This is a genomic window from Pseudoalteromonas sp. SCQQ13, from assembly GCF_015864415.1.
GTDB classification, from domain to species: Bacteria; Pseudomonadota; Gammaproteobacteria; order Enterobacterales; family Alteromonadaceae; genus Pseudoalteromonas; species Pseudoalteromonas nigrifaciens.
In genome coordinates this window covers 198,918-224,120 of record NZ_JADYXG010000004.1, presented here as the reverse complement: position 1 = coordinate 224,120, position 25,203 = coordinate 198,918, and the positions used below count along the sequence as shown (strand labels likewise).

Below are 25,203 nucleotides of genomic sequence, written 5' to 3'. Positions count from 1 at the left end.
CCATTTGCGATAGCTGCACAGCCAACGTGTTTACTGCCAGTGTCCATGCCAGCAACTACGTGCTGAGTATGGCCGCTCGACCCATGCAATAATTTGATTGTGAACGGGGTACGTTTGACTACCTTAGCTTCGCCAGCTTTAAGCAGCTTACGTGCTTTAGCGGCCTTGCAGGGCATCAAAGGTTTCCCATGCTTGTTAAGTACATACGCTAACATAACGCGTATCTCCTTCGAGTAGTGCGTATAACTGTGCTTGAGGCACACAGCAAATTCGACTTCCTCTCGACCAGATAATTTAGCTTCGCAACGTGGTTGACTGCCCCTAACTCAATAGGACTGTTTACAGTGCCACGAAAGAGCTTGGAACTGAGGCGGCATTCCAAGGTTTCTACATCTAAATTATCGTTTACTAACATTTCTAATCCTCAGTTAGTGGTCTGGTCAACAAGCGCTTTTACAAGCTCATCCCTTTAGGGGTGAGTAGTTGACTATAATTGCTGCCATAGTTGAAAAGTTAAATATGATCGAAATGGCGCGCAGTTATCGCTGTTAAACACGGCCACAGCGGCTTGCGCTTTTTTAACACCTAAATCACCATCGAGTAAAATATCGGGCTGACTTTGGCCACGTAACTTTGCATAGTTTACCGTCCACGGGCCTATGCCCTTTAAATTTAGCCATAAATCTAAATCGTCACATTGTGGGTTTAACGTGCAAAACTGCGCCAAATTATACAATGCATTTTTACGCGCTTGAGGCATTTTAAAAAACGCAAAATCACTGTTTACCAATTGCTGTGGGGTTGGAAAATAAACAGCCCCGTTGCACTGCTCCCCCAACTCACTAACGAGTTTAGTTACTAAATTATGCGCAGCAGTAACACTTACTTGCTGCCCAAGTACCGCGCGAATGCCCGCTTCAAAACTCGACCAAATTCCTGGTAGGCGCAGCCCTTCGCTCACCGCAAATGCATTATTAATATTATCTTGTATATGCATTGTGATTAAATTTATATCGGCGTCTAAATCAAGTACTCGCCGAATATTGGTAATAACTTGCTGTAAGCAATGCGTATTATTAATCGTTATTGCCACTTTAAAGTGATTTTTTTGAGCTATAAACTCGGCATTAAAACTGCCTTTGCAGTGCTCGTCTGAAAATGTACGCCCATAACTTGTCGCTGTTATCCACTCCATAGGCGCAATTAAGCGTTTTGCTAAAAACTGCTGCATAGCAGGCCAATTATATGGCGGTCTAAAGGGAAGAGTTAAATTGAGAGTTGAGTTTACAATAGAGCTAGGTGCTTTATCGCTGCTGCGTAATTTTGAAGGGGCAATATTTAGTTGCTGTAAAAATGCGTCGTTAAAACGTCTAATGCTATTAAATCCCGCTGCAAAAGCAATGTGCGTTAGCGGTAGAGTGGTTTCTTGGATCAGTTTTTTAGCAAAATGACACTGATTGAAAAGACGGTATTGCGTGATCGAAATACCAAAGTGCTGAGTAAATAAACGCCTTAAATAACGGCTACTTACCCCTAACCTTGCCGCGAGTTTTTCGCAATCATAACAAGCACCTTGATCAATTAACTGTTTTGCTCGCAGTGCCGTGGTTTTAACTCCTTGCCAAGCAAAGCTCCCCGGCGCACTATCGGGCCTACACCGCATGCAGGGTCTAAACCCCGCTTTAGCAGCATTATGTGCATACTGATAATAGGTAACGTTTATTTCATTAGCCGTGGGGGCTGGGCATATTGGCCGACAATATATACCGGTACTTTTAACCGCCACATAAAAAAGCCAATCAAAACGAGGATCGCGACTCTGCCGTGCTTTTTGCCAGTGTTTATCATTCATAAACGCACACACTAATTACTAATAAGAAGCTTAAGCTTAAAGTATACGCCACACTTTACTAGCCAATTTCGGACCTTAACCATATAAGTTAACCAAAGGCAGGAGTTATATGGTTAAGCTACTGTTTATTATGTAACGTGTTAAAAGGCACTCTGCCTTATTTGGCAAAGTCGATTAACTCTTGCCCTGTTAAGCGATAAATAATCCATTCATTTTGCGGCTTAGCGCCCATACTATCGTAAAAGTCTATTGCGGGTTTATTCCAATCTAATACCACCCATTCAAAACGCCCACAATTTTTATTCAGCGCTTGATTTGCTAAGTGCTTCATTATTGCTTTACCTGCCCCTTTACCGCGGCTATCAGGGCTTACATATAAATCCTCTAGGTAGAGGCCGTTTTTACCAAGCCAGGTAGAGTAATTATAAAAATAAACAGCAAAGCCAATGGGCTCGTCGCCATCAAAGCATATAATGCTATGCGCTGTTGCGCCTTCACTAAAAAGGGTATCTAAAATGGCTTGTTCATTAGTTTTAACTGCTTGTGGCTCTTTTTCATAAATAGCGAGCTCATTAATAAAGTGCAAAATGGTTTTTGCATCACTTGCTTGCGCATCACGAATGTCGATTGTGTTTGTCATACTGCTTTAACCTTAAAAATATTGCTCTAATTTATCTTTTAAAATATCAAGTTCAATTGGCTTGCTTAAATAATCATTCATGCCAGCTGCAATACACCGCTCTTTGTCTGAATCCATGGCATTGGCTGTTAATGCTATAATTTTAATTGCTTTATGCTGCTCGCCAGCCTCACCTTTACGTATTGCAATAGTGGCATCATAACCATCCATAACCGGCATTTGGCAATCCATTAGTACAACTTGAAAGTAACCTGCTTCATGTTTTGCGAGTTCCTCTAAAGCACGTTGACCATTTTCGGCTAAGACTGTTTCGCAATTGAGCTTTTTAAGCATTAAAGTAGATACTTGCTGGTTTATTGGATTATCTTCAACCAATAATATTTTAGCAGGCTCAATGGTTTTGGCTTTGCGCAACGATGAAATATACCCAGATGTTACCAATGGCAGTGCTTCGTGCTGCTCGCTATTAGTAATAACCGAAAGCGCAGAAATTAAATCGGCGGTTGTTACTGGCTTTGGAAAATAAGCCTGAAAGCCTGCGTCAGAATAGCGCTGAGCCCCCTCTAAGCCTGCAATACTGGTCATCATTACTAATGGCATATGTTTGTAATCTGCATGCGCTTTTAATACTTCACATAACTCTATGCCATCCATGCCGGGCATTTGCATGTCTAATACAGCTATGTCATACATGCCCTGATTGTTTTTAACTCTATTTTCACAAATTAGCAGCGCATGTTCGGCATTATTTGCCAGCTCAACATTAGCTCCCCAGTGCTTGAGCTGCTCTGAAATAACCAAACGATTTGTTTCGTTATCATCAACCACCAATATACTTAACCCATTAATATTAGCCTTTGGCATATAGCGCTCTTGTTGATCGCCCTTTAGCACCTCCATGGTGACGATAAACTCACTCCCTTGGCCAGCATTACTTTTAATTGCAATAGCGCCTCCCATTAGTTCACATAACTGCTTACTAATAGCAAGACCAAGGCCAGTGCCTCCATATTCTCGAGTAGTAGACGCATCAACTTGCATAAAAGGCGCAAATAACTGTTGTTGTTTTTCTTTGCTAATGCCAATACCAGAATCTTTTACGCTAACTTGCAGCATTAGCTGGGCCTCAATACGCTCAATAGATGCGCTAACCACCACTTCGCCTTCGTTTGTAAACTTAACGGCATTACTTAATAAATTAGTTAATACTTGGCGTATTCTCCCTGGATCGCCACTTAACTGCGATGGCTCTAAGGCAACCAAATCTAAAATTATTTCTATGCCTTTATTTTGAGCTGTTAATGCTTGCGCTGCGGCTACTTCACCAATTAAATCGCGGGCATTAAAGTTAATACTCTCTAGCTCAATTTTACCTGCTTCTGCTTTTGAAAAATCTAAAATATCGTTTATTACACCCAGTAATGAATGCGCACTGGTTTTAGCAATTGCTACTTTAGTTTCAATTGGCTTGGGCAGTTGCTCTAACTGAATAAGCTCAAGCATGCCTAAAACACCATTCATTGGCGTACGTATTTCATGGCTCATAGTTGCTAAGAACTGACTTTTAGCAACACCGGCTTCTTTTGCCAAAACCAAGGCTATTTTTAATTCCTCAGCGGTTTGTTTACGGCGTTGTGACACTAAGGTACTGCCTACTAAAGTTGCTAAAGAGCGTAAGTAGGTTTCTTCACTTTGCGTCCATTGGCGAAACTCCCCAACGGTTTCTGCGCATAAAATACCTAAATTTCCGTCACCGGTTGTAATAACGGCATCTAGCATAGATTTTATATTATTAGGTTTTGCATAGTGCTCAATAAAATCAACGGTAGCGGGATGATTATAAACATCGTCAATGGCTATTAAGTTTTGTTTATAAATAGCTTCGTAGTAGGCAGGGTAATCCTCTGCACTGAGCTGTGCATTACAGCAATCAACACCTTGCCCTTGTATATTTAAACTATGGCAAATCATTAAATCGCGTTGTTCGTTAAAAATCCAAATAGAAGCGCGCTGTACATCAAGCACTTCACACATAGACTTAACGGCTAATTTTTTCACCTCTGCCACATCACTGCTTTGCACTTCAGGTGCAACAGTAAGCATGGCTAAGCTTTTGTTGTAACGATTGGCTTTTTCGCTTTCAAGTTCAAGTCGCTTATGTGCATCAATACTTTGAAAAGAGCCAAAAACACGAATACACTGGCCGTTTTCAAACTCACTTTGCCCTATTGACTTAACCCAACGTTCTTGGCCAGTGTAAGTAACAATAATAAGCTCAATATTCCAGCTTTTCCCACTACTTATTGCACTTTCAAAAAGGGCATTAATTTTATCTCTGTGATAGCCTTCTTTATAATGATTTATTGCGGTGGCTATATCTGGAGAGTAACTCTCTGGCACTTCGTGAATTGCGCGTACTTCGTCTGACCAATAAAGCGTTTGCGCTTTTAAGTCTATTTCCCACGCACCTATTTGCCCCTGTTTACTCATAGATTCAAGCAGGCTTTGCTGACGTGTTATTTTTAATTGCGCCTGATAACGCTCTGTAATATCGAGTATAAAACCATCTAAATATAATACGTTTCCGTCAGTGTCATAAATGGCTTGGCCTTTTTCATTTACCCAACGTACTTCATTACCTTGCGTTATGATCCGGTATTCAACAGACCAAGGCGTGTGCTCGTCAATGCACTTAATAATCGTTTTTTCAATATCGTCACGATCGTCCGAGTAAATTATTTCTAAATAACTTAACTGCTTATTCTCTAATATTGCCTCAGCGTCATAACCCGTAAGCTCTTTAGTTTGCTTACTCATATAAAGCATAGTCCACACTTTATCGTACTTACAGCGGTAAATAATGCCTGGAATATTACCTACTAACGAGGCAAATTGGTCACGACTATTTTGTAATTCTAGCTCTGTTGCTTTTTGTTCTGTAATATCCAAATGGGTACCTATCATCCGCTTTGGTGAGCCATCATCATTCCATTCAACCACTTTTGCAGTGTCTAGTATCCATACCCAATGACCTTGTTTATGTTTCATACGTGCTTCATTGACGTAATAGTTTGTTTCACCAGAAAAATGAGCGTTTAATTTTTGCTCCGAAACGATTAAATCGTCTGGGTGGGCATACTTATACCAAGTGCCTATTACTGCTGGGCCTAACTCATCTAAGGTATAGCCAATTATTTCAGCCCAACGGTGATTAAAAGTGACTTTACCTGTGTCAATGTACCAATCCCAAATTCCCACAGCGGTAGTGTCTATTACCAACTGTAGTTGTGCTTTATGCTCTTCTAGCTCTATTTCTTGTAACTTTAATGCGGTTAAATCTGTTCGAATGGCTATATAGCTCTGTGGCTTAGCATTTTCATCTAAAAATGGCGCTATGGTGGTATCTACCCAATATAAATTACCTTGCTTGGCTTTATTACATATTTTCCCATGCCATACTTTTCCCTGTTTTAGGGTTTGGTACATTTCTTTAAAAAACTGTTTTGGGTGAGTGCCCGAATTAAGAATACGGTGATTTTTACCTATTAACTCGTGTTCGTCATAACCACTTATTTCACAAAACTTTTTATTAACAAAAGTGATAGTGCCTTTTAAATCCGTTGCAGCCACAATCGCGTGCTCATCAAGTGCACTTTTTTGCTCTGCTAAGTGCCTTAGCACAACCTGTAGTTCAGCCCCTTGTTTATAAAACTCTGTTAGTTGTTGCTGTTTATTTTCGGCCAACTTACACAGCTTACTCGATAACAAATTAAACTCTTGGCTGTCGGGTACAATAGGTACTTGGGTGCTTTTCCCCTTGGTAATTTTATCAACAAGGGCTGTTAAGCGCCTTAATGGATGAAACAATACTCGACCAAACCACCAAGAGCACGCTAAAACAGCCAACAACATAAGCAGTGTTGCCAAAGCAAAATACTTAATAGAATAAGTATTTGTTAGCTCCTGAACATTCGGCTTAGACACTAATAGCAGCCAGCTTTGATCACCCATAAAATTCAGCTGACTAACAAAGCCATACATTACATCATTATTTTCGTTGTTATAGGTAAACGTTTTTTGCATTAATTGTGTTTTATTTAATAATGTTTGCTCTGTTGATGGCTGTTGGTTTAATAAAGGCAAACTATTACTTGGCAATAAACTAAAACTAAGCTCGCTGTTTTTAGCATACATTGCATTTAATTGATTCATTAGCCACTGGGGGTTTATATCGGCTAAAAGAATACGGCTTAATTGTTGCTCCGTATTATATATACCAAGCGCAATAATAAAATGTGGTTGTTTTTCAATTAAAAATGATTGAAATGAAGGCGTTGCATGCTCACTCAAGCTAGTATGGATATTAGTTAACGATTGAGGAGCTATTTTGCTAATAAAAGAAGATGTAGGTGTAGCAAGCAAAGCTGCGCTATCTATTAGCTCTACATTATTTACAAATTCGTATACATTAACAAACTCAGTTATTGCACTTTGTTGTTGCACAGAGTTAGTCGTTAACTGGTTTTTAAGTAACTTAAAATCTTTAATATAATCAGCCAGCCAAAAGCGACTAAACTGCTGAGCAATATTTGTTACCTGTTGTAATTCAGTTTGGGCGTGTTGTTCTAATGTATTATTTATTCGCTTAAAGCTCAGCCAAGAAAACAAACACAAAGGTATTAATGCAATAACTACAAAGGCTATAGTTAGCTTACTTTGTACAGATTGTCCTTTACCTGCTAGCTTTGTGAAGCTCAAACCTTTATTCATACCTGAATTACCTAGTAATTTTACCCATTTTAATACTATGTATTAATGCATTAAAAAGCCTAAGACGCAAGTTTTGCGCTAATAAGCCCATGAATTTTTTATGTGTTTTACAAACAGTACTGCTACCTGGCTTTTAACTAAATATACGCCTAAGTAGACACAATGAGTTAGCTAAGTTTCATCAAGCCCCGCGTAGCTGTTTTAAGCTGCTCGTGATATAACAATCTTAATATAAGTAGTTACTTGGGGATATTATGGGTCATGACCATGCACACAGCCATGTAGACGACAGCCAAAGTAACAAGCAACTCGCGCTAGCTGTTGCCATTAATGTTCTGCTTACTGTTGCGCAAGTTATTGGCGGAATATTTTCTGGCAGTTTGTCACTCATGGCAGACGCACTGCATAATCTTAGTGATGCAGCCGCTATATTTATTGCCCTTGTTGCGCGTAAAATTGGTAACAAACCTGCCGATAACACACATCACTTTGGCTACAAGCGCGCCGAAATTTTAGCTACTTTGTTCAATAGCAGTACATTAATACTGATAGGTGTGTATTTAATTTTTGAAGCTATGAGCAGTTATTTAAACCCGCAGCCAATTGATGGTTGGATCATAGTGTGGGTGGCTGCATTTGCCCTGCTAATAGATTTAATCACTGCACTTTTAACTTACCGAGCTGGCGCAAATAGCAGTATGAATATAAGAGCAGCTTTTATTCATAATGTATCTGATGCGATGGCGTCTGTTGTGGTTATTGTTGCAGGTACTTTAATTATTTTGTACCAGTGGTATATAGTTGATTTAATTGCGACAATTTTAATTTCTATTTATGTTATTTACCATGGCGTGTTACTGCTTAAACAAAGCTGTCGCATTTTAATGCAAGCTGCGCCTAATAACTTTGATACCCAAGCTGTTACATGCGCTCTCACCAAAAACTTTAATATAGAGCAAGTAATAGCTATAAAAGTATGGCAATTAGATGATAAAACCAGCCATTGCGAACTGCTGATTAACGCTCATAACTCACTTGATTTAGCAGCCGTTAAACACTTTTTACAGCATAATTTTAATATTGAAAACTGCATAATAGAAAAGCACAATAATTTATAATAAAAATAGCTTTATAAACAAACTTTCAATTGAAAACTGCTCTCATTATCATTTACAATTAGGGTTCTTAGCTCACAATTGAGATGCCGTTTTTGAAACTTTGGTTACGTAAAATTCATTTGACACTTGCCCTACTCAGCGGGTTGTTTTTATTAATAGTGAGCCTCAGCGGAGCGGTGTTAATTTACGCAAAAGATCTACAACACCTTATCCAGCCCGAAAAATGGCTAGTAACGCCTGCAGAAAAACCGCTAAATTTCGACACTTTAATAAACAGTGTGCAAACTCAAACCCAACAAAAAACTGTTTTTTTAATGCCTGAACAAAACCCTACTATGGCATGGCAGTTTAGATTAGCTAATAATCACTACGCGAGCGTAAACCCCTACACCAGCAATGTTATTTATACTTACCAAAGTACAGATACAATTTATGGTTTTACGCTTGCTTTGCATCGCTGGTTATTATTTGAGAGCAGTGACGGTAATAAACCATTTAAAAATTGGATGTCGGTATGTGCATTACTGCTGTTAATAAACGTATTAATAGGCTTTTATTTATGGGTAAAACCTAAAAATCGGATAAAACGTTTAGCTATAAAACCTAAAGCAAAACTAAGAGTACTGCTGTATCAGCTGCATACTGTGTTGGGAGTTTACTTTTTTGTGCCATTAATACTGATTGCCTTTACGGGTATGGCGTTTAATTGGAAAACGCAAACGCAGTCTGTTTTAGAACTGGTAACACAAAATAAAGTAACAAACAGACCTGCGCCTCCCAAAATACCTGTGCTTAAAAATACCGAATTACAATACAATTTAGCAATTAATAATGCTCAAGCCATATTTCCAGAAGGTGAGCTATATAGGGTATACCTGCCTAAAAAAGCGGATGACGCGATTGCTTTAAGAATACAAAATCCCGGCGAAAGCCACGCTTACAGCTGGGTTTGGACTAATCCATTTACTGGTAAAGTATTAAACTCATTTGACGCCAGTAAAACCAATTTCACCACACAAGCATGGAACTTTAAATATGCCTTTCATATTGGTAATTTTGCTGGGCCAGTTGTACAGTTTTTATGGCTACTAATAACCCTATCACTGAGCTTTTTTATTGTAACGGGTGTTTACTTTTGGTTAAAAAGACGCAATCGAAAATAATTATCATTAACACTTGTGGTCATTATTGTTAATAGTTATCATTACCAAAATTAATTATTTATCTGAGTTACCATGTTAAAAACCTCGCTTTGCTTACTTAGCGTCGCTGTTAGTGCTTGCGCAATTGCCGATGAAAATAGTAAAAACAAATATTCTGTTGATCAGTTAGAACACGTTATTGTGTCGGGTAGTCGTATATTTGAAAGTATTGATGAAGTTCCTGCTTCAATTACTGTTATAAATCAGCAGCAAATTCAACAACACTTAAAAGTAAACCCAGAACTAAGCAGCTTACTCGCACAAATGGTACCAGGATTGGCTCCTAGCACCGGCAGCTCCAGTAACTCAGGGCAAACACTGCGTGGTCGCGCACCTTTAGTTATGATTGACGGCGTGCCACAGTCAACTCCACTGCGTAACGGTTCATTAGGCATAAAAACGCTAGATGCCAGTGCCATTGCACGCATAGAGGTTATTAAAGGAGCAACCTCTATTTATGGTAATGGCGCTGCTGGCGGCATAATTAACTACATAACAAAACAAGCGAAAAGTGACGGCCAGCCTGAGGGCGTAATTAGTATTTCTAGCCGCTTTAGTGCTGTTAAGCTTGATGAAAGTGCCGGTGCAAGAATATCGGCAGCTATAAATGGTGGCTTAGATAAGTTTAGCTATTTAATAAGCGCCAGTTACGAGCAAAACGGTGTACAACGTGATTCAGAGGGTGATATTTTAGGCTTGCAATATGGTTTGTCCGACTCAGAAACACAAAACTACTTTACTAAACTAAGCTACGATTTTGATGATGATAAGCAACTAGAGTTTAGTTATAACTTTTATAGCTCACAGCAAAAAACTGATTTAGGGGATGTTACTGGCGACGGTAACATAGGTGAAAAAACCTATGCGATTCACGTACCCAAAGAGCTGCAAAAACCAGGTAAACCGCAAGGCCCCGAAGGCAATGTAAATATTACTCTTAAATACCTAGATTACGCCTTATTCGATAACACCCAAATGACCTTAGATCTGTACAAGCAAAATATAGAAAATGTATTTTTCTTTTCAACTAATTTAGCCAATCTTGATGATGGTTATAGCGGTGGTCAATCTGTTATAAAGTCAGATAAACTAGGCGCAAGAGCCACATTTAATAGCCAATTTGACTTTGATAATCTAACAACCACCTTAATATATGGTATTGATGCCCTAAACGATAAAACCTCACAACCTTTAGTTGATGGCCGTATATGGGTTCCTGAAATGGACATGGATAGTGTTGCTGGTTTTTTACAAACAAAGTGGGTAATTAACGACGATATTATTTTAAAAGCCGGTGTAAGAAAAGAAAGCATAGATTTAACGGTAGCCGACTATCAAACATTAAAGCTATGCAGAACCGCTACGCAATGTTCAGTACCACTAAGTGTGCGCGGCGATACCATAGATTACGATGCAACAACTTACAATGCTGGCATTAAATATAATTTAAGCCCTGCCTTTAGCCCATTTTTTAGTTACTCGCAGGGCTCTGATATATCAGACATAGGCATACTATTGCGCGCAGCTACTGTAAACGATATAGCGCTTATTCAAACACAAGCATCAATTATAGATAACTACGAAGTAGGTTTCACCTCACAATTTGATGACCTGCGCTTTGAAGTAGCAGCATATAAAAGCACGTCTGAGCTAGGAACCAGCAATAAATTTAACGATGTAACAGGCGTTTATGAGCCAATACGCGCGCCGCAAAAAATATGGGGCTTTGAAGGCTTAGTAAATTATGCCATTACCCCACAACTTAAATTAGTTGCCACATATAGCTACGTTGAAGGTAAAGATACCCAAGCCGATGAATACTTAGGTGCTAAACAAATTAGCCCACCAAAAGCGACAGCCAATTTAGCGTGGCAGGCCAGCGACGACATAGCTCTTACATTTAGCTATTTATACGTTGGCGATAGAAAGCGCTTTGATAAAAACGAACAAGGCCAATACGTTGGCGATCAAGGTCCTGTAAGTAGTTACGATATAGTTAATTTGAGTGGTCAATATCAAATTACTCCACAATGGAGCAGCTATTTTGGGGTCGAAAATTTATTTAACAGCGACTACTACCCTGCTCGTGCGCAATCATATACTTATGGTGGCTACAATATTAAAGGGCTAGGCACTACGGCAACTCTCGGTGCTAAATATCAATTCTAACTGATTTAAGTAACTTTAAAGGCATGTTAAGCATGCCTTTTTAAATTATATTAAATATGTGTATTAACCCTCATCTCGCTCAATTAACAATACCTATTATAAAAATTAAAAACTGCTTACAAACCAAGTAATAACGCAAACTTAAATAAGAATCAAAACCAATAGTAACATAATGATTTTTATAGAGAAAACTTGCAATAGCTGCAGTTTGCACTACACTGGTCGCAATTGAACTTGTTAAGGTGATCTATCATGAAAGGTAATCAAAAAGTAATCGACGCATTTAATACATTGTTAGCCAACGAATTAGCAGCAATTGACCAGTATTTTATTCATTCGCGCATGTACGATGACTGGGGATTAGCTAAACTTTATGAGCGCCTTAACCACGAAATGGAAGAAGAGAAAGATCATTGTGACTGGTTAATAAAACGCATTCTATTTTTAGAAGGTGTGCCTAACATGACTAAACGTCGTGATTTATTAATTGGCACCGATGTTAAAAGCATGATGCAAAACGACTTAACACTTGAGCTTGAAGTAGTAGCTAGCGTAAAAGACGTAATCGCAATATGCGAAGAACAACAAGACTATCAATCTCGTGCCATTTTAGAAAAACTATTATTTGATACCGAAGAAGATCATGTTTACTGGTTAGAACAGCAACTTGGTTTAATTGATAAGATTGGAACGCAAAATTATCATCAAGCACAAATGGCTTAGTAGGAGTATATAGTATGAAAGGCGATAAAGACGTTATTGCAGCACTAAATAAAGTACTCGCTAACGAGCTTGTTGGTATTAACCAATACTTTTTACACGCACGTATGTTTAAAGATTTTGGCTTTAGTAAATTAGATAAAGCAGACTACAAAGTATCAATTCAAAAAATGAAAAACGCCGATCGTTTAATTGAGCGTATTTTGTTTTTAGAAGGCTTACCAAATTTACAAGATTTAGGCCGTTTACGTATTGGTGAAAACAGCGAAGAAATGATTGCAGCCAATATGAGCTTTGAACTTGATACAATTGATGAGTTACGTAGCGCAGTTAAACTGGCTGAAAGTAAAAAAGATTATATTACTCGTGAAGCCCTTGATCACATTTTAAATGAACAAGAAGAGCAAATTGATTGGTTAGAAACTCAGCAATTACTGATTGAAAATACCGGCTTAGAAAACTACCTACAGTCGCAGCTGTAATAGTAATTAACACGCATAAAAAAAGCAGCTTAAAGCTGCTTTTTTTATATCTAAATTTTGTAATGTAATTTTTAACTTAATTAAGCAACCTGATCCGTTATATCGGCAATTTGAATAAGCTTACGATTAAGGATCTTTTTAGTACAACCACAACACTTACCGCATTGGCTGCCCACTTTAAGCTCTTTAGTTAACTCACGCATGGTTGTTGCACCATCGTCAATTGTTTGTTCAATTTTTTTATCGGTCACACCGTGACATAGACAAATATACATGAATACAAACCACTCTCAATTACATTTAGTAGGTGCATACTAATCTAAATGGTAATGGTTATCAAACACTTTTTGCAGTTAATCATGTTATTTTTTGATCTTATTTTAAGCAGTGCTACACAGGTTAAAATAATCAGCGACTGTTTAAAAAAATATATGTTCCAAAATTGTATGTCCGTTGAGGCCCTGTATTCAATTTTTAAAACAACCACTGAGCACCTGTACGCTTGAGCTATTCGTTTTAATTACTTATAGCGCTTAATCTATGGTTCAAGATTTACTATCTAAAAGGTTTGTGGAATAATGCGCGTCTCTTAGGGGAGTAGCCCGCTTAGTAATATCAATCGTGTTGGAAAAGTGAGTAATTATAGCCTTGTATATCGCTACAATAACCACGCTTTAATATTATTGGTGTCACAAGTAAACTTATCAACATAATTGCACCTCACGTGCGTGGTAAGTTTGTAATGTTGTAGCAAGCATTATCGGCGAGACCTAGGTAGATAACTATCCTCAAGGCGGGAGATAGCTATTTGCCTTGGTTTAGTGCTCCCGCCTGTAAGTAGTTGTAATGGAAATGTTTTTAACTTCAACCGTCACTGTTGCCCTTGCGGAAATAGGCGATAAAACTCAGCTTTTATCGTTACTGCTCGCCGCTCGCTTTCATAATAAAATTGCACTCATTTTAGGTGTATTAGTCGCAACTATTATTAATCATGGCTTATCTGCTTGGTTAGGAGATTGGCTTAGTGGTAATTTTGCTATTGAGTACCTACCTTGGGTTGTGAATATTAGTTTTATTGTGGTTGGCCTTTGGCTGCTTATTCCTGATAAAGATGAAGCCGTGAGCCATAAATACGATCGCTATGGCGCATTTTTAGTCGCTTTTGTATTGTTTTTTATTGCTGAAATTGGCGATAAAACACAAATAGCCACTGTGCTACTTGGCGCACAATATCAATCAGTATTGTGGGTTACTATTGGTACAACTGTGGGTATGTTAATTGCCAACGTACCGGTTATTTATGCAGGTAATGCGCTACTAAAACGTATTCCTTTAAATAAAGTGCGAATAATTGCAGCCAGTGTTTTTGTGCTGTTAGGGCTATATGGCTTAACAACTATTTAGGCTCAATACTTTTATTATTAAAAGCCCTCTGCTCATTATCCATAAACGAGGGCTTTTAATTTCACATCAGCTTAAGTATTAAAACTGATATTTAGCCGATAAGTAAACACGTCTTGGCTCACCCGGAAAATGCCCAGTGCGATTAATAAAGCCGCTTGATGCGTACTCTTTATCAAACACATTTTTAATTGATACTTGCCACGTCCAGTTTTCTAACTGAGTTTTCCAGGCCATATTGTAAATGGTATAGGGCTTTACATGGGTGCCATCTAAACTTACTTGCTGATCAACATAATCAAGGCCAGCAGCAATAGATGAGTTAATGCTGGGTAGGTCATAGCGAGTCCATATGCCTGCAGTATTTTGGGGGGCATTGGCAAACTTATCAGAACCAGCAGCTTGCGCTGAAAAGCCTTCGCTTTGCTCGTTTATACGGGTATCGTTATACGCGTAACTGGCCGTTACTACCCAGCTATCGGTTATGTCGCCAACCACCTCTAGCTCAAAGCCATCGCTTTGCACTTCACCTAGCGATTCTAGCTGGTCAATACCCGAATCATTTTGTAGTAAGCTTGTTTGCAAAATATTTTTACGCACAATTTGATAGGTCGCGATATTAATCGCCAAGGAGTCATCAAATAATTTAGTGCGCAAGCCTAACTCTGTAATATAGCTATTTTCTGGGGAGAATGGCCCACCTACTAACTCAGATTGGCTTGCCGCATCTTGCGGTAAAAAGCCTGTACCATAAAGCGCATATGGAAAAAACGTATCGTTAATATTATAACTGGTGCCAATACGCACCGTAACATCACTATCTGAAAACTCAGTATTGCTGATCTGATCAGTATCTTTAAAGTGATCGTAGCGTAGCCCCGCTGTTATATTCCACTTTTCAGTAATATCTACTTGATCTTGCACATAAACCCCGAGCCTTTTAGATTCAGTGCTAACAAATCGTGGGGTTATACTTTGTAAGTCGTAATCGGCGCCCGATGTTAAACCATATTGCGGATTGATTAACGATAGTCCAGGTACTGGCCCGCCTTTACTTGCTTGTTTGGCGGTGCGGTATATGGCATCAAATTTAGCAGCATAATAATCTGCGCCTACTAAAAACACATGCTCCATATTCGCAATCGTTGTTTGTGCTATTAAATTAGCAGTTAAACTCAAACCTTGGTTTTCGCGCGCTTGATCTCTAAATTCACGTTCACTCCAATCAACTACACCGTCATTATCGGTATCTAACAAGCCCCGCGGTTCGTGATAGTTTTGCTGTTCGGTATTAGTAAAGTAACGCGCTGTTACATCTGTACTAAATATATCATTTAACTCATTTTTATAGGTTGCCTGATACACATCAGCTGACACTTTTTGATAATCGCTTGCTTCGTTATGGTTCCACTCACGATTAGCAATAAAGTCGCCGTTATCATCTACAGGTACGCCACGTAAACGGGCTCCTGCTAAGTCTTGATCTATATTAGTGTATTGCAGCACTAAATTTGACGCATTATCAAAGTCAAAGCGATAACCTAAATCGATAATGGTGTTGTCTTCGCCGGTGTTATACCTAAACGGATTTTGGCTTTCTTTATACACGCCCACTCTGTAGGCTTGTGTTTGCTCGTTGTTTACACTGCCTGTAGATTCAAAAGCACCACTAAAAAAGTCATCATTGCCAAGCTCTAGTTCTACTGTAGTTTTAGCAATATATTGTGGTTTTTTAGTCATGTAGTTAATAATGCCACCTGGATTACCACTACCATAAACCGCGCCACTTGGGCCTTTAAGCACTGCTACTTGCTCAATATTAAATAACTGCGGTACGGCAAAACCATTAAAAGGGTCACCTTTTACACCATCGTATAAAATTTCGTCTTGACGAAAGCCTCTAAATGTTACGCCCGAATAGCTAAAGCCATTAACGCCTGCAATGTTACTATATAAATCAGTAATTTGACGTGCTGCTTGGTCACTAATTAACGCTTGCGGTAATATTTGAATCGATTGAGGTATTTTTTCTAAGGGGGTATCTGTACGGGTACCAAATGCTGACTCGGTTGGCCTATATAACGAAAAAGCACGGCCTACTACTTCTATTTTTTCAATATTATTCTGAGCCGTTGCGCTATTGAGCGGTATTGTTGAGGGCGGTGCTGTTGTTGATTGTTCAGCTTCTTCGGCGGCAAATACACTGGCAGAATTAAATATAATTGATGAGATTGCGATAGATAAAAGAGTAAATTTCATGAGAGATAACTAACAATAATACAGTGAACGCATGTTAATGCTAACCACTCTCATTTGCAATTGATTATTCTATATAAATAAAAGCTTTGCCTATGTACTCGTAACGCAATAGCAGCCTTTAGTGTCAGCAATTAATAACTGTGAATTAAACCCAGCTGTTAAGTTACTAATAACAGTTTCTACAAAACCGCTTCCTTGCGAGCACGCTAGTCCTTCGGATAGCGGCCCGGCATAAACAAAGTCCCCATTTTTATCAATAATTACAGCAGCAGGGGTTGCTGGAATGGCTTGCTTAAGTTGTTGTGTAAGTTGCAACTCTTGCACGGCAAGTCCTTTACTTTTTGCAAATGCTTGCAACGTCGTAATGTGCGCTTGTGCTTGCTTAGTACAACCGCAATTTTGCTCTGTAATAATAACAAGCGATGCCACGGTATTACTAACCACTAACTGTTGTTTAAATTGCTCAAACCAATTTTGTTGCTTTAGCATTTGCGATTCATCAAACGGCTTTAGTTGCCCAAGCTGAAAGTACACCAGCCCAGTCACAACCAGTATAAACCACGAGGCAACAACCCCTACAATAAAGTAATTCGACTTACTTAAATTTTGCAATACTTTGCTCTAATACATCAATACTTACGTCAATTAACTGTACTTTAGCTGTTAACTGCTTAACTATTTTTGTGTCTTGGTATTGGTTTTGGCGCATTTTGTCTGTGCTTAGTGCTATTTGCGCCGTATTACCCGCTTGCTCGGCAACTACTTGAGCCACTGAGCTAGTACTGCTTGATACCGCTTTAATTTGTTCACTCATAGATGAAATGTTTTCTTTCATCGTGGTGCTTATTTTTGTTAAGTCGACTACAAAATCAACACATTGACTCATAGACTGAGTAGATGTACGGCTATTGCTAACCAAATCTTTTAGCGTAGCGGCTATTTTAGCCGTAGTTGCTTGGCTATTAGTAGCAAGTGAGCGCACTTCTGATGCGACAACAGCAAAGCCACGACCATGCTCTCCGGCTCTAGCGGCTTCAATTGCGGCATTTAAAGCCAGTAAGTTAGTTTGATCTGCTATTCCCGATATTTCATTAAGTAAACCCGATATTACGTCGCCTGCGCCAACAAGATGATTTATTTGCTCTTCCGTATGATTAAGTAGTGTTAATAGCTCTCTGCTTTTACTGTCTGTTTGTGACACTTCTTGCAAGGCATTGGTCGCAGCTTGAGTAATATTATCTACTTGGTGTTTTAATACTTCACTTTCTTGCTCAACAAGTTTAAAGCCATGAGCAACTTGCGCACCAGAACTTGCAATATCGTCGGTTTGTTGGGTGCGCTGATCTGCACCTTCGGTTAACTCATCGTGCACTTGGATCAGCTCTTGTGAGCTTACCTTTAATGACTCTGATTGAGTTTTTACTTGTTTAATTACATCTGACAAATACTCTAATAAGGTATTAAAGCCGGCTACCGCTTGGCTTTTTTGATCATCAGCACGTAAAGAAAGTTTAATATGATTAGGGTCTTGCATTATTTGCTCTGTCGCTGAGCTTAGCGATAGCCCAGCACTACGTTCGCGCTGCAATGTTTTAGCAATATAGCCTGCAACAAACACTTCAACAATGGCATAACCTGCGTGTATTAGCACTGTTGTAAAGGCAAGCCTATCTGGATCAAACACGTAAAAACCTGTATTTTGAGTTTGTAAGTAATAAAACGATAAGTGATGCACAGCAACAAACACAATAGCAGTTATAAAAACACGCCATTGTACAAACATAATTAACATTGCCATTAAAATAAATATTTCAAAATGCACTTCAATCAAACCATAGGTTTGTTGAATATGTAAAAAAGAAAACATCATAATGGCAGCAGCGACTACGTGGGGCGTTAAAGCACTATTAGGTTGGGTTTTTAATAGCCAAATTGGTAATAAGCAAAGCGGTAAGCCAACAATAAAGGCTTCGCTCAATGTGCCAAAATATAAACCAACACCTATTGATTCTATAAATAAGAGGCTAAAAATAACCGTAAATAAACGCGCAACACTAGACATAGTAGCCTTAAATTAAGTTTTTTAATAAAATTAAGCGAGGTAATACGTATTAAAGTTTAAAAAAGTTCATCGGTTACCCCTAACAAGCAAAAAATGCTGAAATGTTATACTTAACTTAACAAAGCAAACAAGTTAATTACTTTGTTTAAATATATTTACCTAGTTAATTGTTATTTACTCAAGCTAATAAGTTTAAGCTCAAACAAAGTTGGCTATTTAATAATAGGTAATATTTTTTTAAAGTTAGGTGTTGCTGCTTGCTTGGTCCATTGAAAAATAATGCTCTCGGTACTGGCAATGATCGCACCGGCTTGGCGTAGTTGCTCAGTAGCAATTATTTTGTGATTTTCGTTACGTGAACCTATCGCATCAACTGCAATGATCACCTCATAGCCGTACTGCAATAAATCTAAGCATGTTTGCAACACACAAACATGCGCTTCGGTACCAATAACCACGACTTGCGGGCGAGTATACTTAGCGAGTTGCGCTAAAAACCCGGGCTCTGCACAGGCACTAAAGTGGGTTTTATGAAAATAATCTGCTTGTGGCAAAGCATCCTGTAAGGTTTGATTGGTTGCGCCCAAACCTTTTTTATATTGCTCTGTAATAAGGGTCGGTATTTTGTGCACTAAGCTGGCTTGCGATAACTGTAATGAGCACTTTAAAATAGCGCTAAAGTCAGCTATGGCTGGCTCAAGTTTCGTTTGTATATCAATAATTAATAACACACTGCGTAAAGCATCCACATTACTCATTTTGCTCATACTTCCTCCACTGTCCTGTTTAGTGTTAACTGCTTGTAACTAGCTCACTCTAATACGAACACCAAAACAAAGCTACTCTGCTCGCTGTTAGTATTGTTCAACTAGGCTTAAATAAGTTATTAATACACTGATACAACTCATTTTTATTGATGGGTTTGGCTATAAAGTCATTCATACCGGCGTTTAAGCATTTTTCTTTATCTTCGGCAAACGCATTGGCAGTAATAGCTAAAATTAATACGTTTTTACAATCATTTGGCATTTTGCGTATTTTTTGTGTGCATTGATAGCCATCCATATTGGGCATTTGGCAATCCATTAAAATCAAATCTGCGGGGTAGCTTTCTAAGCAATGTAACGCTTCAAGGCCATCGTTTGCCGTTTTTATCTCGCATCCCGTTGCAATCATCATTTTGGTGATTACTATTTGATTAATTGGATTATCCTCTACGATTAAAATACGTTTTGCTGCTAAATCAGGAACAGAACTGTCGGCTATCTCCTTAACTGGAGCCTGGCTTAGAATGAGTGGGATTTTTATTTTAAAACAGCTTCCTACCCCTTCTTCACTGCGCAGGGTAAGCGAGCCGCCCATCAGCTCAATTAATCGTTTACTAATTGTTAGCCCAAGTCCAGTGCCGCCATATTTTCGGGTAGTGGAAACATCAGCTTGTGTAAATTCTATAAATAAATTTTGTTGTTGCAGCGCAGAAATACCAATACCAGTATCGGTAATTTTAATGAACAAACAATCATCCTCTACAAAGCAATCCATAGTAATTAAACCAGTGTCAGTAAATTTACCCGCATTACTGAGTATATTGTTGATAACTTGAGAAAAGCGTAGTGAGTCTAATGCTATAAATGGCGGTAATTCTGAGGCAATAGTTAGCTTAAATGTAACGTTAGCGCTTAATCCCGAGTTATCAAAAACAGTGGCTAATTGGCGAATTAGTTTTTTAATTTCAGTTGGTTGCACATCTAACTTTAACGCATTAGCTTCTATTTTAGAAAAGTCGAGTATCTCATTTAAAATAAGCAGTAAGTTATGGGCACTTTGTTGGATCATTTGCAGCTCATTTTGTTCATCAGCAGCAATTTTAGAATTTTTTATTAGCAACTGAGTCATGCCCAAAATACCATTAAGCGGAGTGCGAATTTCGTGACTCATATTGGCCAAAAATAATGACTTAGTTTTATTTGCTTTATTAGCAACCCCTACAGCTTTAATTAGCTCCTGTGTTTTATCTTTAACTTGTTGCTCAAGCTTTAAATTAAAGTTTTTAAGCTGATTATTTAACGCTTCATTTTTACTGTTTGCGGTACGTAACTTATTAAAGTTATTAGTCATCTTAAGGGCTAAACTTGCAAACTGTTGTTGTAACTTTTCAACCTCGTACCAGGTATCAGTATGCGAAACTAACCCTACTGTTTGTTCATCGGTTTTGAAGTTATCTATTTGCTCGGTTAACTTTATTATCGGCGTTACTAACCACTTACTTAGCTGCGTAATAAAAACACTGGTTAGTACTATTATAAATAAGATCAACACCAGAGATTGCCCCCACGCTTGGGCTGCAACATTATTGGCATACTTTTTATTCATTAATGTGAAAATACGCCAATGATTTAATGCCGATGTAGTGTCTTTTGAGTAATATTGCTGCGCGTTTGTTGCTGTAAATGCGCTTGTTTGTTTAAGGCTTTGCAGCGCAACTACATCTTGTTTGCTAAGGGTTTGCATCTGCTTAAAGTCATTTAAGGTTGAAAATACTACCTGATTGCTTTTATCTAATATAATTAAGTCGGCTTGGCGCTTAAATAAGGTAGGTTGTAAATCACTAAAGTTTTCAAATAACAATGAGCCTTCTACTATCCCCTTAAACTGCTGGTTATTATAAACAGGGGCCGATATTGCCACTATTGATTGCTGTCCAAACCCTCTTCCTTTAAAAATACCAGAAATAAATCCATTTTGAGAATCAATTGCTTGGTAAAAATAATCGCGATCAGCAACATTAGCAACAGCCTTACCTTTTAACTGCTGTGTTTTTGACGTTGTGGGATAAAAGTAATTTACGTTGGCAAGTTCATCGGTACTTATAGCAGTTATAAACCCAGGATATAACTTCCCTAAAAGCTCAATAGCACTTTGTGGGCTATGCCCTACGCTAATATTTTGTGCAGTCAGTATTACTGCTTTGCGATGGTTTTCTAAATATAAATCTAGGCTTTGCGCTATTTGTTGGGACTTTTCGTTTAGTTGTGAGTTTATTTCGTATTCAACCCTAGAGTAATGGTTATTAATAAGCACAATTGAGGTAAGCACTACCACTAAAATAACGAGCAAAGTTACAATATAATTAAGGATTTTATACAAAGAACCATAATGGCGAGACCAAGAATGGCGATTAAAAAAGAAACTAAATAAATCAATTACGCATAAATAAATGGCGGCATTTAAACAATATTTAGCAAGCGCAGTAACCAAAGGTAAAAAGCTAATATTAAGAAAGTAATGCCCAAACCCCCACAGTAATGGCATTGCTACTACAAGCCAAAACAGCATTCCTCTAAAAAATAAAGGCCTAGAATAGCGCAGACAAAAAAAGTACACCCATAGTATTTCTAAACCAAAAACGATTGAAGGCCAAGCATGCCCCCAACGATAAAATATGCCTAGGGTGCTTAAAGTAAACACAACTAACGAATAGCGCCAGCCAAATAATAATAAGCTTAAAAGAACAAAAAATTGCCCTAATAAAAACTCAGAACTATTAATAAATAAGATTGGTAGGGTATTTACAAAAGCAGCGGTAATACCAAATAAACACGACACAATAAAGTTAAAGTAGCGATGCTTACTTGCTAGTAAAGGCATAATTAGATTCCAATAAATTGCTGTTGATTCAATTTGTTCCTACAACAGCTATTATTTACATATAGCTTAAACTAAGCCATATGCTGCAATTTGCCAAGTTTAATTAACACTACTGCAACTACTTTCAATTTGTAACACACTATTTGTTACATTAAATTTTGAACGCAACAGGTTTTCGACCTTTAAGCGACATGCTTTATCGTGTTTTTCAATGGTGCAGTGTTTTTTTAGCACTATATGCGCACCCACTATTACCGTTTTATCTTTTCGTACTACAGTTACATTATGCACATTTTTTACATGCTGAATTGTGGTAATTGCTTGCTCAACTTTAGCTACTTTAGGGAGTTTATCTTTATTTATGTACAGCCCTTTAACGCAACTTATAATAACCTTAATACCGGTGAATAAAACGAATGAAGCAATTAACATGCTCGATAAAATATCGATAATATCCCAACCAGTCAGGTAAATTAACACTCCGGCTATAAAAGTAGAAATAGTAGATATAATGTCAAAAAACGAGTGTAAAAACACCGCATATACATTAATACTCGCTTTACGGCCTTTATATAACACCCAAGCAGCGGCACCATGAAACAAAAAACCAAGCGCGGCAATGGCCGACATTAAAAAGCTATTTATTTCAAGTTCGTTGCCTTCATGATGGTGCATAAAACGCTCGCCACCTTCATACAATATAACCAAGCTAATTGCTAAATATAAAAAGCCATTTATAAGGCCTCCTACTAACTCAGCACGCTGATAGCCATCGTTATAGGTTTTAGCAAAGTGAATCGCCAAGCTCGAGGCAATTAAAGCAATAAATAAAGAGCTGTTATGAACAAACAAGTGCCCTGCATCGGCTAATACTGCTAGTGAGTTGGCGTAATATGCGCCTATTAATTGAATAACCATAAAAGAGCAGGTGATCGCCAAAGCAATTAATAAACGGCGACGGGAAGCTTTATGTGTCGTTATTTCGGTCATGAAATACTTAAGTACCTATACTTAAAACAAAGTAAGCTTCGAAAAAGCTCAACGGGGAATACGTAATGATATACAGTATCAATTATAATACGTAAACCTAATAAACGCACTAAAAAATTGGGAAAATAGAAACTTCTGTACTAAAAGTATTTAAAAAGGTATAAAAATAACAATATATTATAAAAATAATAACGTTTAATGTTTAGCTTGGAGAAACAAGTGAGTGATGACTCAATACTAAAATTGTGGCAGGTTTTAAATAAACTCAGTTTAGCTATTTTATTATACGACAATAAAAATAATACTTATTGTGTTAATACTGCGGCGCAAATTTTATTTGATTTAAAGCATTGCGACAATTTAGATAGCACTGCATTTAATGCTGTCACCCTCCTGAGCGTGCATAATAATAAACATATTGCTATTGAGTCATTATTCGATTCAAAAACTAGCACTAATATACAGCTAAAAAAACAACAACAAAGCATACCGTTAAATATCGCCCTTACCCAATTATCTGATTCTGTTTCTATGTTGTGTTTAGAGCCTTTAAAAAGCGATGTAATTGAGCTCTATAATTTTGATCGGGTTATTTCTGAAATATCAACAGACTTAATCGACATACAAAATGATGATATAGATTTGCATATTAATTTTGCGTTAAAAGCCATTGGCACTGCATTTGCTGCCGATCGTAGTTATTTATTTGAATTTAATACCGACAACGAAACCATTACTAACACCCACGAATGGGTGAATGAAGGCATTGAACCTTTCAAACAAAGATTACAAAATGTGCCAAAAACCGAGCTACCCTACTTTTTTGAAGTAATGAACGCTACGCATTTGTTTCAGGTAAACGATGTTTTAAAATTACCTCAAGCAGCAAACGCTGAAAAAGTTGAGTTTCAGATACAAAAAATACAATCTGTTTTATGCATAGGGCTCCTTTTTGATAAAGAGCTTATTGGTTTTATAGGCTGTGACTGTGTTAATTTTAAGCGCGCATGGACACACATTGATCTGATCAGAATAAAATTAGTGGGCGAAATAATTGCCAACGCATTAAAAAATATAGATTACAAAAAAAAGCTGCAACTAGCCCAGCAACAACTTATTACTGCTAATCAAAAATTAAGTTTATTAGTTAATACCGATGGTTTAACTAATATTGCCAATCGCCGCTGTTTTGATGAAACACTTAAAAGTGAAATACAACGTTGTGCTCGTAATAAGCATTCACTTAGCTTAATTATGTGCGATATAGACTTTTTTAAACGCTATAACGACAATTATGGCCACCAAAAAGGCGATGACGCACTTAAGCAAGTTGCTAAAACACTAAATAAACTTTGCAGGCGCGAAGGTGATTTAGCTGCGCGTTATGGTGGGGAAGAATTTGCAATTATTTTGCCTTCGCTTAACGCAGCAGAGTGCCATCAATTTGCATTATTATTACAACAAAAAATAGCGCTGCTAAACATAGTACATAGCGACTCTAGTGTTGCAAAAACACTCACACTTAGCGTGGGCTTTTATAGCACATATCCAACTAAAAACACCCGCCCCGAAACAATTATTAATAATGCTGATGCAGCCTTATATGAAGCTAAAGAAACGGGCCGTAATAAAATTTGTCAGTTTTTTGAAAGTAATTGAATATCACCTTACTAGGGTCTGTTGACCCTTGCGGATTAAAATTTGTTCAAACTAGGGGCGATTTAATCACGGCGCGAGGTTTGTAACCTAGTGGGCTAAGTGAAAACCGAGTAACAAAGAGTCAATCGCCCCTAGGCAGAACCCTTCGGGCAGCGCATGTTTGGCATTGATGCTACGTTATCGCCTATTTATGGGGAATAACCACACCACATAGGCTCTGCCTTGCCTAAA

18 protein-coding genes are annotated in these 25,203 nt (G+C 38.0%); 7 read left to right on the top strand and 11 right to left on the bottom strand.

The window, feature by feature from the left end; genetic code table 11:
* The 4 genes from I6F41_RS05370 to I6F41_RS05355 form a co-directional block, all read right to left on the bottom strand.
* A partial coding sequence (locus I6F41_RS05370; protein ID WP_197107884.1) for an RRXRR domain-containing protein occupies nt 1-215 on the bottom strand: 215 nt, incomplete at its 3' end.
* Nucleotides 216-487: 272 nt separating this feature from the next.
* Complete coding sequence (locus I6F41_RS05365; protein ID WP_197107882.1) at nt 488-1,852, bottom strand: DNA-3-methyladenine glycosylase 2 family protein; 1,365 nt, start codon at nt 1,850-1,852, stop codon at nt 488-490.
* A gap of 157 nt (nt 1,853-2,009) precedes the next feature.
* On the bottom strand, nt 2,010-2,492 hold the full coding sequence (locus I6F41_RS05360) for a GNAT family N-acetyltransferase (RefSeq protein ID WP_011329920.1): 483 nt from the start codon (nt 2,490-2,492) through the stop codon (nt 2,010-2,012).
* 12 nt (nt 2,493-2,504) lie between these two features.
* The gene (locus I6F41_RS05355) at nt 2,505-7,262 is read right to left on the bottom strand and encodes a PAS domain-containing protein (RefSeq protein ID WP_197107880.1); all 4,758 of its coding nucleotides are present in this window, start codon (nt 7,260-7,262) and stop codon (nt 2,505-2,507) included.
* Nucleotides 7,263-7,516: 254 nt separating this feature from the next.
* Here I6F41_RS05355 and I6F41_RS05350 point away from each other — a divergent pair, with 254 nt between their 5' ends.
* From I6F41_RS05350 to bfr (I6F41_RS05330), 5 genes are all read left to right on the top strand, one after another.
* Nucleotides 7,517-8,380 (top strand): cation diffusion facilitator family transporter, encoded by an 864-nt coding sequence (locus I6F41_RS05350; protein WP_179808292.1) that lies wholly within the window; start codon nt 7,517-7,519, stop codon nt 8,378-8,380.
* 92 nt (nt 8,381-8,472) lie between these two features.
* Nucleotides 8,473-9,543, top strand: coding sequence for a PepSY-associated TM helix domain-containing protein (locus I6F41_RS05345; protein ID WP_197107879.1), 1,071 nt, complete (start codon nt 8,473-8,475; stop codon nt 9,541-9,543).
* Nucleotides 9,544-9,615: 72 nt separating this feature from the next.
* Nucleotides 9,616-11,751 carry a TonB-dependent receptor gene (locus I6F41_RS05340; RefSeq protein WP_197107878.1) on the top strand — a complete coding sequence of 712 codons (2,136 nt, stop codon included), beginning with the start codon at nt 9,616-9,618 and terminating at the stop codon, nt 11,749-11,751.
* 252 nt (nt 11,752-12,003) lie between these two features.
* Nucleotides 12,004-12,474: a bacterioferritin gene (gene bfr, locus I6F41_RS05335; RefSeq protein WP_011329914.1), complete on the top strand. Its 471-nt coding sequence runs from the start codon at nt 12,004-12,006 to the stop codon at nt 12,472-12,474.
* Between the two features lie 14 nt (nt 12,475-12,488).
* The gene (gene bfr / locus I6F41_RS05330) at nt 12,489-12,953 is read left to right on the top strand and encodes a bacterioferritin (protein WP_011329913.1); all 465 of its coding nucleotides are present in this window, start codon (nt 12,489-12,491) and stop codon (nt 12,951-12,953) included.
* Between the two features lie 80 nt (nt 12,954-13,033).
* Here bfr (I6F41_RS05330) and I6F41_RS05325 read toward each other — a convergent pair whose 3' ends face one another.
* On the bottom strand, nt 13,034-13,228 hold the full coding sequence (locus I6F41_RS05325) for a (2Fe-2S)-binding protein (protein ID WP_011329912.1): 195 nt from the start codon (nt 13,226-13,228) through the stop codon (nt 13,034-13,036).
* A gap of 571 nt (nt 13,229-13,799) precedes the next feature.
* Between I6F41_RS05325 and I6F41_RS05320 the strand changes: the two genes are divergently transcribed.
* On the top strand, nt 13,800-14,357 hold the full coding sequence (locus I6F41_RS05320) for a TMEM165/GDT1 family protein (protein WP_197107877.1): 558 nt from the start codon (nt 13,800-13,802) through the stop codon (nt 14,355-14,357).
* A 78-nt stretch (nt 14,358-14,435) separates the two neighbouring features.
* Here I6F41_RS05320 and I6F41_RS05315 read toward each other — a convergent pair whose 3' ends face one another.
* The 6 genes from I6F41_RS05315 to I6F41_RS05290 form a co-directional block, all read right to left on the bottom strand.
* Complete coding sequence (locus I6F41_RS05315; protein WP_197107876.1) at nt 14,436-16,613, bottom strand: TonB-dependent siderophore receptor; 2,178 nt, start codon at nt 16,611-16,613, stop codon at nt 14,436-14,438.
* 90 nt (nt 16,614-16,703) lie between these two features.
* Nucleotides 16,704-17,225: a DUF6436 domain-containing protein gene (locus I6F41_RS05310; protein WP_197107875.1), complete on the bottom strand. Its 522-nt coding sequence runs from the start codon at nt 17,223-17,225 to the stop codon at nt 16,704-16,706.
* Nucleotides 17,209-18,675 (bottom strand): methyl-accepting chemotaxis protein, encoded by a 1,467-nt coding sequence (locus I6F41_RS05305; RefSeq protein WP_011329907.1) that lies wholly within the window; start codon nt 18,673-18,675, stop codon nt 17,209-17,211. The genes I6F41_RS05310 and I6F41_RS05305 overlap by 17 nt, the downstream gene beginning before the upstream one ends.
* Nucleotides 18,676-18,887: 212 nt before the next feature.
* Nucleotides 18,888-19,442, bottom strand: coding sequence for an isochorismatase family protein (locus I6F41_RS05300; protein WP_197107874.1), 555 nt, complete (start codon nt 19,440-19,442; stop codon nt 18,888-18,890).
* A gap of 97 nt (nt 19,443-19,539) precedes the next feature.
* Nucleotides 19,540-22,323, bottom strand: coding sequence for a response regulator (locus I6F41_RS05295; RefSeq protein ID WP_197107872.1), 2,784 nt, complete (start codon nt 22,321-22,323; stop codon nt 19,540-19,542).
* 99 nt (nt 22,324-22,422) lie between these two features.
* Nucleotides 22,423-23,313 (bottom strand): cation diffusion facilitator family transporter, encoded by an 891-nt coding sequence (locus I6F41_RS05290; protein WP_011329904.1) that lies wholly within the window; start codon nt 23,311-23,313, stop codon nt 22,423-22,425.
* Between the two features lie 219 nt (nt 23,314-23,532).
* Between I6F41_RS05290 and I6F41_RS05285 the strand changes: the two genes are divergently transcribed.
* Nucleotides 23,533-24,972 carry a sensor domain-containing diguanylate cyclase gene (locus I6F41_RS05285; RefSeq protein WP_011329903.1) on the top strand — a complete coding sequence of 480 codons (1,440 nt, stop codon included), beginning with the start codon at nt 23,533-23,535 and terminating at the stop codon, nt 24,970-24,972.
* Nucleotides 24,973-25,203 lie beyond the last annotated feature (231 nt).

What these genes read in the sequence shown, in the direction of transcription:
- I6F41_RS05350 (WP_179808292.1), top strand. Translation starts at nt 7,517, where the DNA reads ATGGGTCATGACCATGCACACAGCCATGTAGACGACAGCCAAAGTAAC.
- I6F41_RS05320 (WP_197107877.1), top strand. Translation starts at nt 13,800, where the DNA reads ATGGAAATGTTTTTAACTTCAACCGTCACTGTTGCCCTTGCGGAAATA.
- I6F41_RS05295 (WP_197107872.1), bottom strand. Translation starts at nt 22,323, where the DNA reads ATGCCTTTACTAGCAAGTAAGCATCGCTACTTTAACTTTATTGTGTCG.
- I6F41_RS05365 (WP_197107882.1), bottom strand. Translation starts at nt 1,852, where the DNA reads ATGAATGATAAACACTGGCAAAAAGCACGGCAGAGTCGCGATCCTCGT.
- I6F41_RS05305 (WP_011329907.1), bottom strand. Translation starts at nt 18,675, where the DNA reads ATGTCTAGTGTTGCGCGTTTATTTACGGTTATTTTTAGCCTCTTATTT.
- I6F41_RS05325 (WP_011329912.1), bottom strand. Translation starts at nt 13,228, where the DNA reads ATGTATATTTGTCTATGTCACGGTGTGACCGATAAAAAAATTGAACAA.
- I6F41_RS05300 (WP_197107874.1), bottom strand. Translation starts at nt 19,442, where the DNA reads ATGAGCAAAATGAGTAATGTGGATGCTTTACGCAGTGTGTTATTAATT.
- I6F41_RS05340 (WP_197107878.1), top strand. Translation starts at nt 9,616, where the DNA reads ATGTTAAAAACCTCGCTTTGCTTACTTAGCGTCGCTGTTAGTGCTTGC.
- I6F41_RS05315 (WP_197107876.1), bottom strand. Translation starts at nt 16,613, where the DNA reads ATGAAATTTACTCTTTTATCTATCGCAATCTCATCAATTATATTTAAT.
- I6F41_RS05355 (WP_197107880.1), bottom strand. Translation starts at nt 7,262, where the DNA reads ATGAATAAAGGTTTGAGCTTCACAAAGCTAGCAGGTAAAGGACAATCT.
- I6F41_RS05360 (WP_011329920.1), bottom strand. Translation starts at nt 2,492, where the DNA reads ATGACAAACACAATCGACATTCGTGATGCGCAAGCAAGTGATGCAAAA.
- bfr (WP_011329913.1), top strand. Translation starts at nt 12,489, where the DNA reads ATGAAAGGCGATAAAGACGTTATTGCAGCACTAAATAAAGTACTCGCT.
- I6F41_RS05290 (WP_011329904.1), bottom strand. Translation starts at nt 23,313, where the DNA reads ATGACCGAAATAACGACACATAAAGCTTCCCGTCGCCGTTTATTAATT.
- bfr (WP_011329914.1), top strand. Translation starts at nt 12,004, where the DNA reads ATGAAAGGTAATCAAAAAGTAATCGACGCATTTAATACATTGTTAGCC.